Origin of the sequence: Flavisolibacter nicotianae, assembly GCF_003628535.1 — a bacterium.
GTDB lineage: Bacteria > Bacteroidota > Bacteroidia > Chitinophagales > Chitinophagaceae > Flavisolibacter > Flavisolibacter nicotianae.
In genome coordinates this window covers 615,481-629,044 of the sequence record NZ_RBCI01000003.1, presented here as the reverse complement: position 1 = coordinate 629,044, position 13,564 = coordinate 615,481, and the positions used below count along the sequence as shown (strand labels likewise).

The 13,564-nt window shown below is 50.1% G+C and carries 6 protein-coding genes; 1 reads left to right on the top strand and 5 read right to left on the bottom strand.

The genetic code is table 11. The features are described 5' to 3' along the window. Positions 1-3: 3 nt before the first annotated feature. The 3 genes from D6024_RS26680 to D6024_RS11075 all read right to left on the bottom strand — a co-directional run bounded on the left by D6024_RS26680 (position 4) and on the right by D6024_RS11075 (position 5,282). Positions 4-165 (bottom strand): hypothetical protein, encoded by a 162-nt coding sequence (locus D6024_RS26680; protein ID WP_162944705.1) that lies wholly within the window; start codon positions 163-165, stop codon positions 4-6. Beyond that, a complete protein-coding gene (locus D6024_RS11080; RefSeq protein ID WP_121354653.1) occupies positions 165-2,663 on the bottom strand; it encodes a PIG-L family deacetylase in 2,499 nt (832 codons plus the stop codon). Before D6024_RS11080 ends, D6024_RS26680 begins: the two co-directional genes overlap by 1 nt. Positions 2,664-2,771: 108 nt before the next feature. Then, on the bottom strand, positions 2,772-5,282 hold the full coding sequence (locus tag D6024_RS11075) for a M14 family metallopeptidase (RefSeq protein ID WP_121354652.1): 2,511 nt from the start codon (positions 5,280-5,282) through the stop codon (positions 2,772-2,774). A 944-nt stretch (positions 5,283-6,226) separates the two neighbouring features. On the opposite strand from D6024_RS11075, the gene D6024_RS11065 reads away from it, so the two are divergent. Beyond that, a complete protein-coding gene (locus D6024_RS11065; RefSeq protein ID WP_121354650.1) occupies positions 6,227-6,646 on the top strand; it encodes a hypothetical protein in 420 nt (139 codons plus the stop codon). A gap of 384 nt (positions 6,647-7,030) precedes the next feature. Here D6024_RS11065 and D6024_RS11060 read toward each other — a convergent pair whose 3' ends face one another. Next, complete coding sequence (locus D6024_RS11060) at positions 7,031-9,475, bottom strand: T9SS type A sorting domain-containing protein (protein WP_121354649.1); 2,445 nt, start codon at positions 9,473-9,475, stop codon at positions 7,031-7,033. Between the two features lie 1,089 nt (positions 9,476-10,564). Beyond that, positions 10,565-13,399 (bottom strand): TonB-dependent receptor, encoded by a 2,835-nt coding sequence (locus tag D6024_RS11055; RefSeq protein ID WP_121354648.1) that lies wholly within the window; start codon positions 13,397-13,399, stop codon positions 10,565-10,567. Between the last annotated feature and the right edge of the window lie 165 nt (positions 13,400-13,564).

Here is a 13,564-nt window from a genome sequence, read left to right as displayed (position 1 = left end):
CGTTTATCTTCTTCGCAGGAAGCCGGACCCAAGTAGACCCAACATCAATCCAATGATCAATCCCAGCGTTACCTTTTTCAAAAAAATACCAATGATATATCCCAGCACAATCACAAACGCAAATGCGATATAGCCACGGTTGGTGTCCGGCTTTCTTTCTGCCATTACATTCCTTTTAATTTGTTCAACGCAATCAGGTTGGCCAGCAGCCGGTAGGCGCCCGGCACGCCTGCCGGCAATTCGCGAAAGAAAACCAGGCCGGTGTAGGTAAAAAATCCCTTCCCGTACCGGGTAACAATCAGGCTACCGTTGTGCGCCTGTTCGCCCGGGTCGTTCATGCTGAGAATCGGTTCGAAATGCGGATCCCAGCCATCGGCGTGGTAAATGCTTCGTTCCTGGATCCAACCTTTAAAATCGTCCTGCGTGATCTTGTTTGGAAAATTCAAGGCGGGGTGCTGCGGCGACAGGAATGTAACGGCAGCATTTTCATCGGTGATGCGACGGTTGGACACCGTAAAGTTGTACGGCCCGATTTTCCCGCGGATATTATTGTTCTGCGAATACTGCACAATGTAGTTGCCACCGCCTTCCACGTAGGCCATCAACTTGTCGTAAAACCGGCCCATCCAATCGTTCGCATTAAAGGCCCGCACGCCGGAAATGATGGCATCGTATTGCTGCAGGTTGTTCCGCTCCAGTTCTTTGGCCGTAAGCAGCGTCACCTCGTAGCCCATTTGCTCCAGCGCTTCGGGCACCTTATCGCCTGCGCCGACAATGTAGCCGATCTTCTTCCCCTCCGTTTTCAAGTCAAGGTTGACCAGTTTAATGGTGCTTCCAAAGAAGTACAGGATCGACGGAATGTGATCGTAACTAATCGTCCGCATACTCAGGTAGGCCGTTGCCGTGTCCTGTTTTTCGTGGATGGACACGGAGCCAAAAAGATTGTCATCCTTGCGGTTTTGCAGGCTTTTGCTGGAAAGGGAGAACAAATAGGGATGGGCAGTACGTGGTGCCAGCACGAGGGGCTCGGGTGGTTTGGTAGAGTCGATAGAACGGGAACGGACATGGGCTTCGGCGGTGCCGTTCAACTGTTTTTGTGCGATGAGGAAAACCGTCAGGTCTTTTGGCTGGTTGGTATTTTTATTGAGAAGCAAAACCGGCGGATTGAGCGAAACGGTTGCCGGCGGCAACACAAAAAACGGCTGGTACACTTCTCCTTTCACCTGGTCGGAATATTTGTACTGCAGGGGCCGCGTCACCGAAATATCCTGGCCGTTTAGAGACAGAGTCACGGTTACCGGGAAAGCCTTCTCGACGTCGGGTTGCCCGATCAGGTTCTGGTCTTTCACTTCAAAATAACCTTCGTGCATGGTTTCCCGCAACCAGTAAGGCTGCGTCAATTCTTTCTTGGGTGAAACCCTCACCTTTTTGGTAATGGAAACGTTTTTGTTTTTCTGAAGCGCTGCCGACAAACTGGTATCAAATCCTTCCATTTGAATTCGCTTCAGTTGCATGCCGTAGCCCAAACGATCGTTGGCAATCACAGAAAACTGCAGCGAATCTCCCTTCACTACAGCCGACTGGCTGGTGACCGCCTCGAGCCACAAGCCACTGGCTGCAACCAACAGGTCTTTCACTTCTTTTGCTTTTTGCGCCACCCAAACATTGCCGGCAGCTTCGGCAGACAAAGCCTGGTAAAGCGCCGCCAGTTGGGGTACCGATTTTTGCGGTGCAGAAAAATCAAAACCTGCCAACAGGTCGGTTACTTGCTTCTGCACGGTTTGCAAGGATGCGCCGTTCAGGGCTTTCGACCATGTCGTATTAATCCCTTCGTGCAAATCGGTATGTGGTTCATCGCCTCCGATCGTCTTAAAATATTCAATGGCTTCTCCCCTGCCACGCGGCACACCAAAACCCTGGCTTTTGTGCTGGCTACGGCTTTCGGCGGCAATCTCGCCATAGCTTTTTCCCAGCACAGGATTGTAGTCCCCGGCATCGAGTGTAAACTGGCCTGGACCCGTTGTATTAGCCGAACCGAAGTTGAAGGTGTTCCATAAAAGGCGCCTTGCCTGCCACGGCTGCACCCATTTCAACTGTTCGGGAAAACGCTTTGGATCAGCCGCTGCACGAAAGGCTTCCACAGCGAGAATGGCGGAAGCGGTATGTTGCCCGTGCCCGCCTTCGCCTGTTGTCGGGAAACGGGTGATGATCACATCGGGCTGAAATTTGCGGATCACCCACACCACATCACTCAGGATCTTTTCGCGGTCCCATTTGGTAAACGTTTCTTCCGGCGATTTGGAATAGCCGAAATCGAAAGCCCGTGAAAAAAACTGCTCGGCCCCGTCGATTCGCCTTGCGGCCAGCAGCTCCTGTGTGCGGATCAATCCCAACTCGACGCCCTGCTCCTCGCCAATCAGGTTTTGCCCCCCATCGCCTCGCGTCAACGAAAGATAACCGGTCCGGTATAATTTCTCTTTCGAAAAATAGGTGAGCAGCCGTGTGTTTTCGTCGTCGGGGTGTGCAGCGAGGTACAACACGCTGCCCAGAACATTCAGTTTTTTAATACCCAGGTAAATATCGCCGGAGGTTGGAAACGCCGGCGTTTGGGCAAAGGACGTGATGGCAAGCAAAGCCGAACAGCAGAGAAGGAGTTTTTTCATGCGCCTGTGTTGTCTTACAGAAAATTCAAAAGTAAAAAGTCAAAATCCAAAACTGAAAATGGATGCAAAAGATCCGGTTTTTTTCCGTTTGGATTTTGACCTAAAAAATTATTGCCCTACAAAGAAAACAGCATTGGCGAAAAGCAGCTTGCCGTTTTCCCAAAAACTACGAAACAGCACGTCATCCGTCAGGTAGGTAACCGAGCCTCGGCCGATATCCTGCACACCAAATAGCAACCCGTTTTGCAAGCGCCGGGCAAGTGATGTACCCACAAAACCGGCTACCGGTTTGTCTTTTCGCAGCACACCCACATTCCACCCGTCTTCTTTGATAAAATCGTAGATAGCAGCATCCTGCTTCAGCGTATAGTAATAATCAGGATAGCCAAAGGCCAGCGGATGCGTGTTGTCCAGTTGCACACGGAAGATAGAACCCGGTGTTGAGCCAGATAATGCGTCCCGCTCCCTTGCCTCGTACCGGTGAATATAATCTGCCAGTTCTTTGGGCTCCGCATCGTCGGCCTTTTTTGTCTTCAGGCTCCAATCGAGCTTGCTCAACTGGGCCACCGCGCCTTCCAGCGCAACGACATGTCCGCCGTTATTGATCCAGGTTTTAAACGCATCGCCCGATGCTTTGTCCGTCAGGAAACGATAGGCGCCATCGGGCATGATTACAACGTCGTAATCGCTCCACGTCATGCGGCCGGCGTCGGTAGCATTGATCAATGTAACCGGGTAGTTGATCACCTGTTCGAAGTAATGCCATACTTCCCCGGCAGCCAAACTGCTGACACCATCACCGGTCAGCAAAGCCACCTTCCGGGCCTTGACAGGCAACACACTGCTGCTACCAAAATCAAGTCCTTTGTCGACAAATCCACTGGCCACACTCGCCAATTGCACACCATTTTCGTTGGCCAGGGTCCGCACCATTTGCCACAGGTTTGCCGTGTATTGGTTACCGGTCTTCAGCACAATTACAGAGCCGCGGTCAAATTGACGGCCACTGGACTCGAATGGTGTCGTTGCAAACCGAAGCTTTATGCCTTTTTGCAAAAGCGCACCTACCAACTTAACCGACGGAATGCCGTTCCAGGGAATGACATACGCATAGGGATCGACGCCGGCAGACACGTTGGCTGTCTTCCTTCCCTCGTCAATTCCATTCACCTGCTGGCCGAGGGCAACCGCTGATTTAACCGCAAAGGTTGGAACACCGTATACATAGGGCAAGGCCCAGGCGGTAATGTCGTAGGTCGCTGAGTCCGTCAGCTTGGTCACGGGCTCAAACAGCACTTTTAGCAGATTGCTTTTGGGCTGCGCCGATGGCACCACGATATCGGTGCTGCCAATGGCAAAACTTTCTTCCTTATTGGTATGATAGTTCAACCCGCGGGCAGTGCCAGGGCGGCCATAGAAATAATGGATCTTGTTTCGGTCGAGCAATTGCAACAGGGCGGACAGCCGGGCCGAGTCTTCCCGCCCGGGTTTCAGCACAAAGGCTTTGTAGTCGCCCACCCCCTGGTTGGCGGCGGTGAAATAATCTGCAAATTCCTTTTTCAGGCGCTCTACATTTTTTGATACTACTTCGATCGTGCTGACGCCCGTGGTGAAATGGTGCTGCGCCCTGTCAACAAGGGTCAGGGTATCGCCATTATCAAGCAGCACACCCAAACCGGCCCCAATTCCACCCTGTTCATAGGTCATGCCGATGGCACCGTTGTAAAGCGGGTAGGTGTCGCCATACGAAGGATATAGGAGATCGAAGCGTTCTTTGGTAAAATACAGCCAGCCTTTCTCGTCGAAATATTTTGCGTGGTTGCGGCCAATCGTCGATTGGAAATCCCGCTGCCATTTGGTAATAACCTCGTGAAAGGGTTCGGCAGCCGGCGCAAAATAATAGGGTTGATTGTAGCCCTGCTCGTGAAAGTCCACGTGCACTTGCGGCAGCCACTGGTTGTAAAATGCAAGGCGCTGCTGGCTCTCCTTTTGCGTTTGCCAGGCCCAGTCGCGGTTCAGGTCAAAATTGTAGTGGTTGGCCCTGCCTCTTGGCCAGGGTTCGTTGTGCTCACGGGCAATCGGCGATGGATCGTAGGTTTTGCCAACGACCGAATTATACCAGTTTACATACCGGTCTCTCCCATCGGGGTTGATGCAGGGATCCAGTACGGCCACGGTATTTTGCAGGTATTGTTTGGTTTGTGCATTCGACGGATCGACCAAAGCATACAGGGTCAGCATGGCCGCTTCCGAAGACGACGGCTCGTTACCGTGCACATTATAGCTAAGCCATACGATCGCCGGCTGGCCGGCAGGATACGTCCCCGTCTTGTTAACCACGGCAAGGTTGTTGGTCCGAATTGTTTCCAGGTTGGCAAGATTACCGGCCGACGACACAAACGCAACCAGCAGCGGCCGGCCCTCGTTGGTGGTTCCATACTGCTGCAGTTTCACTGTGGAGGGAGATGCGGCAGCAACCGCCTTGTAATAGTCAACGATACGGAAATGCGGCGTAAAGCGGGTGCCAATTTTATAGCCCAAAAACTGCTCAGGCGAAGGCACTTGCGCAATGGTAAAAACTGTGATCAAAAGAAAAGAAGCGAGAAAGTAACGTCTCATGCAACAAGGGAATTAAGGCGCAATATTAAACAGGGAAATCCATACATTTCACCAAAACAAAGCCCCCGCAAAAGCAGGGGCCTGTTGTCGCCAGAGGGTTTAGGTTGTCAAAGCGACAATGAACCATCCAGGATGATTCGGCCGCCAAATTACTTCCGGCAACGCACATTTGCAAATACGGCGGTAATTGCTGAATTCTCTACAAATCTTTTGTGTTTCCATATCCTGAATCGGAAGAGGCATTATCTCATCTTTTTTCGCACAGCCATTTTCGATGGATATGGTGATGACGGCATCAGTCCTGATTTTTTAACCACATACGTCGTGATCTGAAACGGCATTGATTCGCCGTTTTGCAACAAGCACAAGCCGGATAGTGAGCAAAGCCATCAAATCACGGGGAAAAGCCGATGGAATCAAATAGTGAAGAACGCCGGTTGCCGAGGACAACTGGCTTTTACCCGCTAACCGGGATCATTAATAGGATTCTTCTGCACTTCGCTGTGTAAACGACGGAAAGCGGTGGCGATCGGCTAAAGCGCTTTCTGGAATTATCAGCCAGCACATCACTCGCAGGTACCGAAAGGCAATTCTGTTCCAGGTTGAATTCATTATTTCGGCGATGTTTGTTAAGGATATGTAAGCAAACACACGAATTACAACGCTTTTACCAACAAGAAATACACGTTGGACGTGTGATTTGCTTTTAGCCGAAACCCTTGCCAGCAGCTGGTTTTAACGTTTTTTTTTGTCTTTTCGTTATACGAAACCGCAGGGAAACTTGCATTGTAAACCGCTTTTTTAAGCCCCTATTTTTGTTCCAGAATTCGTACCAAGAAATGTTCAACAGTTCTTTTCAAGGTGCACCAGAAAATTTGCTTGCTGCTCTCGATTGGGTTTGCGATAGGGAAAGAGTATTTGTAAAAAGTTAAAAAGTTAATGTTATGAAAAAGCAATTGATTAGCAACAGCACAAAATCTTCAATGATCCGTTTTAGCGCCGCCATTCTTCTTTTCATGAGCCTGACCAAAGGCTATGCCGCTACTCCCAACAAAGGTGACGAGCCTTTTGTAGATGTGAAGTATGTAGGCCTGGCAGATCAAAGAGCACAGTTCCAGTTTGACCTTCTGAACGACAACGAAGAAGCTTATCTCCTGACTATCCAGGAAGAAGACGGTACAGTTTTGTACCGCGAAAAAATCGCCAAGAAAGTTTTCTCCAAAAAATTCGAGTGGAACAACGCCGACCACAATGCATCCAAGCTGATTTTCACTGTTACCGGTGAAAAAAGCAAGAAAGCACAGGTGTTTGAAGTCAACTCACAGGTGCGTACTGTTCAGGACGTGGTGATCAAAAAACACTAATCGTCAAAGAACGAATCGTTCCAACCCTATTAACGGATAAGCCGGAATCGTTTTATCCTGTTGTAAAATAGAGCCCTGCAAAAAGCTGCGGAGGCAAATGAAAACAAAAGCTGTCCTTAACCGGGCAGCTTTTTCTATTTTATAATCCACCACCTGCAAATGAAACAAATCTCCGCGGGAAAGCTAAGCATCCTCCCTCCTGTCTTCCGTCATCTGCCATCAAATAAAAGCTTTCCAGGCTGAAATCGGTTTGGTACCGGCAATGACAAAGACGGGCTGTTCTTGAAAACGCATCCGGCAATGCATGGAAAAATAAGTAGGGTTCAAAAATGAAAACTCCCGGCAGCTACGCCGGGAGTTGAGTTATGGAAGTAAGCAAGTAAACTACTGGACGTTGACCTTGGTGGATTGCACACCGTTGCTGCTCGCCACGCGGATCAGGTAGAGACCTTTCGCCCTGTTAGACAGGTTGATCGGCAAGGTGGTGCTTTGCTCGGCATTCACCCGGCGCTGTTCAACCACAACACCGCGGCTGTCAAGGATCTGAACCTGCACAGTTTGTGCACCAAAGCGCTTCAGCTGCACCTGGAACTGGCCGCTGCTCGGATTTGGATAAGCCGTCACCTCGGCAAGTGAGGCCAGGTTTTGCACACGTTGACGCGGAGAGACCGTTGTGACATTACATGGACCAAAGGCATCGGGCTTCACTTCTCTGGTAACGACTTCGGATTCACAACCTTTCGAATCCTTCAGCCGCAGTTGGTACGTGCCGGCGGCAAGATTCATGAATGTGTAGCCGGTAGCCGGACCTTCCACGTAAGTCATACCACCATCGATCGAATACATGAACGGCGCGGTACCGGACGTCGGGATGATGGAGATGTTACCGTCATTGCCCTGGCAGGATGCATCAAGCACAATGGTGTTGTCGTTCCGGAAAGTTGGTTTCGTACACTTAGCCGGACAGGGGAACAATACCCTGACTTCTCTTGTTACCACTGCGGATTCGCAACCTTTGGCGTCTTTCAGTCGAAGCTGATACATGCCGGCAGCCAGGCCCTGGAAGGAATAGCCGGTCGCAGGACCTTCCACATAAGTGGCCCCACCATCGATCGAGTACATAAACGGTGCTGTGCCTGACGTCGGAATAATGGTGATCAAACCATCATTACCGCACTCGCTTGCATCGAGTACAATTGTCAGGTCATTGAGGAAGGTCGGCGGTGTGCATGTGGTTGGACATGGATACAAAGCTTTCACTTCTCTGGAGATGACTTCTGATTGACATCCATTGGCGTCTTTCAGTCGAAGCTGATACATGCCGGCAGCCAGGCCCTGGAAGGAATAGCCGGTAGCCGGACCTTCCACATAAGTGGCCCCACCATCGATCGAGTACATGAATGGTGCCGTGCCTGACGTCGGAATAATGGTGATCAAACCATCATTACCGCAGGTACTGGCGTCAAGCACGATCGTCATATCGTTGAGGAACGTTGGCGGTGTAGTACACGTGTTATTATTGTCTGAAACCCATTGGAAAGAAAGGGTGTTGGAACAGCTTTGCGTGCTTTGGCTGTTGGTAAAGCAGGCCTGGATATTGTCTGTACCAGCACCTCCGGAACCTGTATAGGTATATTCTGCCACGCCATTTACATCGGTGTTAACAGAAAATGTGTTGCCAGCATTTGGCCCGGACGTGATCTGGAAAGTGACCTGGCGATTAGCGATTGGTTGGCCAAGCGAGTTTACAACAGATGCTTTAACCGTATGATTGGTGCCTACGGTTCCTGAGTTTGTTGTTTGCGACAACAGGATTCCTTCACCGATAACAGCCGCTCCCGACAAAGCAAAATAGGCCAGGAAGATATTGTCATCCAGTGAGGGGTTGGACGTATGGATTGTCAGGCTGGTTGTCGAACTGTTGATGAAAGGCAAAATGTTGTACAATTCATCGTCCGAACGGGGATTGGTTGGGTTGGCCATCGGGTCAGCCGGGTTATCGTTTGCGTCCCCAATACCCCCCACTGTAATTAGGGCACCATTGGTAGATTGTCCGTCGTCTTCTCCACCAGCAGACGAGGTGAGCCTTTGGTCGTTAACCGATACCTGGGAAGCCTGGTTGCTTCCATTGGCCTGGTAACTATACCCAATTCCAAGGCCCATATCCAGCAGGGCACCAGGCTGGCTGGGATTGATCGCCTGTGCCAGCGTTACAGAAAAGTTGTCGCCTGAAGGGTTCATAGCCCCCAGCATGATCACAATCGTCTTTTCCGTAGCAGCAGCATCGTTAAATACAACCACCAGTGCTTCGCCTTCAACCACACTGGAACTGCATTCAGTTAAGGCCAGGTTTGAAATACCAGCAGGCAAAGCGTTGATGATAGGCGCTACTGTGGTTGTCACATCAGCCCAGTAATTCCGGAAGTAAGAAACGGCTGCATTCCCGTCCCAATTGATTGGTGTGCCATTGATGGTTACACAACCATCAGGAATGGTACTGCTGGTCACTGACGAAACGAGAAAGGCTTTTGCAACCGTTGCTGCTGCACTGGGTTTGTCAACCCGAATGTTCATCGACGTTCCCGTTGTCCCTTTTCCATCAGCAGATATTGTATAGTGACCAGTGGAGCTATACACCTGCTGTAAACCGACAGCAGTTGCCAAAGCGGCCTGGTTCGATTTCTGGGTTAAAAACCGATCGGAGCTTGATTTTGAAAATGTACCCGGAACGAGTTTTTGTGCCAGGAGCGAACTGCTGATTCCCAGGGCCAGCAGCAGGACCAGGCAGCTCAATAAACGACTACGAAACGTGCATAGTGTTCTTTTCATGTGCGTATAATTTGAAGTGAACAATTGATTCGATTTTAGTGATTGATAAAATGGATTAGCTGTGTCTAAATTTTAAATACAAAAGCCGAAACCAAAGACCAGCCGGCAACGTTATTGCGAGGACAACAAAGCCATCATAAAGCAATTGCGATGATTAGCAGCCAGGGGTAAGCCTTGCGATCAATTTGCATTTACGTGAAAGTCCTGTTGCTTTTCTTTTTTGTGATATTGTCTGAATATTTGGTCAGTTTATAAGCTGCAACGATCCCAAGGATTAGGCGTAATCGCATTTACCCCCATTTTCTCCCTGCAGGTAAGCGAATTGGCCAGCCCCATTCGACGAAGTAATTCCGCACGAAAGGCTGCCTTTTGTGACAGGCGTTGAGAAAACCGAAAGATGACCAATTGAACAAAAAGCGGTAAACAGCAGTACTTTGTTTCGGTTGTACGTCACAGCGATTGGGGAGCTGTATCATGAGCTTTCACTTTAGGGACTGTTGTTATGCTTAGTTATTGGTTTTCGTAATACACTGCGGGTGAAATTCGGGAGATACGGTTTCGGGATCGCATGCGATCCCGAATTTTCAGGGCTCCTGTTTTTAATATGCCCGCATTTCCATGACTGCAGGCCGGTACCGAATAAAACTATATCCATGCGTTTCATCATGACAAATAGAATTTCGATGCTAGCGACAAGCATTTACTGCAGAGTCGCCGGACATTAGAAAAATGCACAAATAGTCAATGCCTAAAAAATGGATTGAAACAATAGGATATTCTCAGCTAAAACGATAGGATATCTTCCGAAGGAGTTGTTCAAGGGTCGGTAAAAGGGTTCTACGGCAATCGTTCAGTCGGCGCTTAAAAATCGAATAGCGTAGGTGGAAAAACGAACGATTCTAACTTCACTTTGCCAAGTTATTAAAATAAATATGAATTGCAAAAAAATATTTCGGTTCTCCGAAACAGTTAGCCGAACATGTCAACATCCACTGCCTGAAATACGGTCCCCGATCAACAAATTTTTGTAAACACAACAATGGCTATCCCTGCGGATAGCCATCTAACAAGAAGTATGCTTGTTCCCTCCTAACGTGTTGGCAGGGCCAGCTTTAACCGGGCAAAATAGTAAGCGCCGTTGAAGCCCATTTGCTGCACACGACGACTATAAACGAACCGTCCTAAGCTTTGGTTCCCGCTATGGGTTTGCACATCAGGATAGACATCGAAAAGATTGTTTGCACCAACCGTAGCTGTCAGCGTTTTCAGGATGTCGTAAGAGATCGAAAGATCGGTGACTGTCTTTGCCGCGAATACCTGGTCTAAACTTTCAACAGCGCCACCGTTGAAGGCATTGGCAGAAAACGGGTTGGCGCTCGCATCAAGGTACTGCACCGTTCCAAAACGCACCAGCCGTAGCATGGCGCCCAACCGGCTGTGCCGGTAATTGAACGAAAGGCTGACCTTGTCTTTCGGGTTGGCCACTTCGATGCGGCTCTCGTCCTCACGATTGAAATAATTTCCAAGCTGGCCTCCGTTCACCAGCAGCGGCGATGCATGAATGATAGGCTTTCCATCGGAACCTTTTTTCACATTGTTATCGGTAATGTTTATCGCCAGGACGGTGCGCAGGGAATGGCTTTTCAAAAACGTCTTGTTGTACGAAGCCACGGCCTCAAAGCCCCGGGCCCGGGTATCGATCGCATTTGTAAAAAAGTTCGCCGTCGACGCTCCCTCGGCATCCAGTATCTGCTTGATTTGGGCGTTTGTAGCGCCGGTAAAATTGTTCGTCAGGATGATGCGGTTTTTGATGTCGATCTGGTAGCCATCAAACGTAAACTCGAAACCACTGAATGGCTTCGCCGTAAATCCCACTGCATAATTGTTGCTGGTTTCTTCAGTTAGCTTTGGAATACCAAGCAGTTCGGCCAGGCGGCTGTCATTGGTAAATGTGCCCGCCTGCACCGGAGTCAGGTTTCCACCCTGCTGGATGAAGAGTGTGTTTGTCTTGGCATAATACTTCTGTTGCTGCGACGGCGCACGAAAACCAGAGCTTACCGAAGCCCGCAGGTTGAGCCAGCTGGTAAGCTTATAACGGCTGCTGAACTTATAATTCAATGTGTGGCCAAAATCGCTGTAGTCTTCAAAGCGCAACGCTCCTGTCAGTAAAAAGGCTTGCGTAAAATCCTGTTCAAGGTCCACGTACACGGCTTTGGCATTTCGGGTTTTTGTATCACCGATGGTGTTGATAAAACCGGGAAAAACCTGTGCAGCAGGGCCCACTCCCGACGGTACGTCGTAGTTTTTATAGGAGGCTTCTTCTCCACTACGAATACCAAATGCATCGATCCGGTATTCCAATCCTGCCGCTACGTTCAGCCCCTGCAAAACTTCGTAGCGTCTCGAAACGTCTGCATTGGCCGTGTTCTGCCAGAACTTCAGCCCACCCGCGTCGAAGCTGGTCTGCGGATTTGACGTGACGGCGAATTGTGAATAGTTCACAGAATTGCTCACCCCGAAATCAAAGGTGTTGATCCCGTAGGTATTGCTGATGTCAAAATTCCATTGGCTAAACTTGGTGCGAAAGCCAACGGCCGTGGAGAAGTCTTCAATATCGGTATCGATGTTGGGCAAGAACCCATTGGGGTAAAGCGCAAAAACATTGGGGGCATATTTGCCGGCATTGGAAGCCAGGACAATGCTGCTGGGATAACGGTACAAGCCTGCCGAATTCCCGCTCTTCTTGCTCCAGCCGCCAAATGCATACAACTCACCACTTTTGCCAACAGGATAGCCGAAGTTGTAAAAAGCCGCCCCGCCTTTCATCTCCGAATTACCGGCGCGGATATCAAAAAAGTTACGGGTTAATCCACGGGCTGAAAGAATAGAGTCGTCCCGAATTTGCCCGTTTACAGACGGGAACACCTGTCCTGTGTAGGTGCCGGTACGGTTGGTGGCATCGCGGCTGATGTATTCACCAAAAAGGGTCAAATAACCCTTGCCCAGGTTGAAGCCATATCCAAGAGAGCCCTGGTAGGTACCGCCGTCCGTTACATGTACATCCGGATCGTCGGATTTGCCCTGGATTTTATACAACGCATAGTTCTTGGGATACTTGGTGTCATAAAAGCCATAGCTGCTGCCGGCTTCGAGTAGGCCTGTCCGTTTCTTCAGCACGATATTGATCACTCCTGCTATTGCGTCGGACCCGTATTGCGCGGAAGCCCCGTCGCGAAGGATTTCGATGCGCTCAATGGCCGTTGCCGGGATGGCGCTCAGGTCAGTGTTGGTTTGCCCCCTGTTAACCGTTCCGTTCACATTCACCAGTGCGGCCTGGTGACGGCGCTTTCCGTTGATGAGCACCAGCACCTGGTCGGTTCCCAGTCCACGGAGCTGAGCCGGATCGAGGTGGTCGGTACCATCGGCGATGGTTTGGCGTGCAGACTGGAAGGAAGGCGCCACGTAGTTCATGATCTGGTTCAGGTCGACCTGCCCGATTTCGTTCACCACCTGTGCCAGTGGAATAACGTCAACGGGTACGGGTGTTTCGGTCCGGGTTCGCGCTGCGCTGCGGGATCCGACTACTGTAACTGCACCCAGGTCTCTTGCCCCGCTGAGGATGATGTCCTGTACCGCCCCCGTTTGTCCTACAGTGACGGCCACCGACTGGGTGGTATAGCCCACATAGGAAACCACTATTGTATAACGGCCGGGAGTTACAGCCAGCGAATAATTACCACTGTTGTCGGCAAAAGCTCCTTTCGACGTGCCCTGCACCGTTACGGATGCGCCGGCTAACCCCTGCCCACTTGCATCGGTTATCGTTCCCCTGATAGTTGTGTTTTGCGCCCATGCTACTGTCGCCATGAATAAAGTAATCACTGCCAGAAAGGTTCTGTGAAGTTTCGGGTAAATCTTTGTCATAGATTTTCGTTTTGTTTTTCGAAATATGTGGAGACAGGCTTCCGGTTCCTTTGGGAAGTCCATCGCTAACGCTTTCGTACGTTGCTGGCAATCGAAAACAAATCAGTCTTTAGGGAACGGGGAATGTTCTGCAGTGAAAGAGGTAGGAAAGGTAAGGCCTTCTGC

Excerpts from the sequence above, each read along its gene's own strand:
- D6024_RS26680 (WP_162944705.1), bottom strand. The coding sequence starts at position 165 with ATGGCAGAAAGAAAGCCGGACACCAACCGTGGCTATATCGCATTTGCG.
- D6024_RS11080 (WP_121354653.1), bottom strand. The coding sequence starts at position 2,663 with ATGAAAAAACTCCTTCTCTGCTGTTCGGCTTTGCTTGCCATCACGTCC.
- D6024_RS11075 (WP_121354652.1), bottom strand. The coding sequence starts at position 5,282 with ATGAGACGTTACTTTCTCGCTTCTTTTCTTTTGATCACAGTTTTTACC.
- D6024_RS11065 (WP_121354650.1), top strand. The coding sequence starts at position 6,227 with ATGAAAAAGCAATTGATTAGCAACAGCACAAAATCTTCAATGATCCGT.
- D6024_RS11060 (WP_121354649.1), bottom strand. The coding sequence starts at position 9,475 with ATGAAAAGAACACTATGCACGTTTCGTAGTCGTTTATTGAGCTGCCTG.
- D6024_RS11055 (WP_121354648.1), bottom strand. The coding sequence starts at position 13,399 with ATGACAAAGATTTACCCGAAACTTCACAGAACCTTTCTGGCAGTGATT.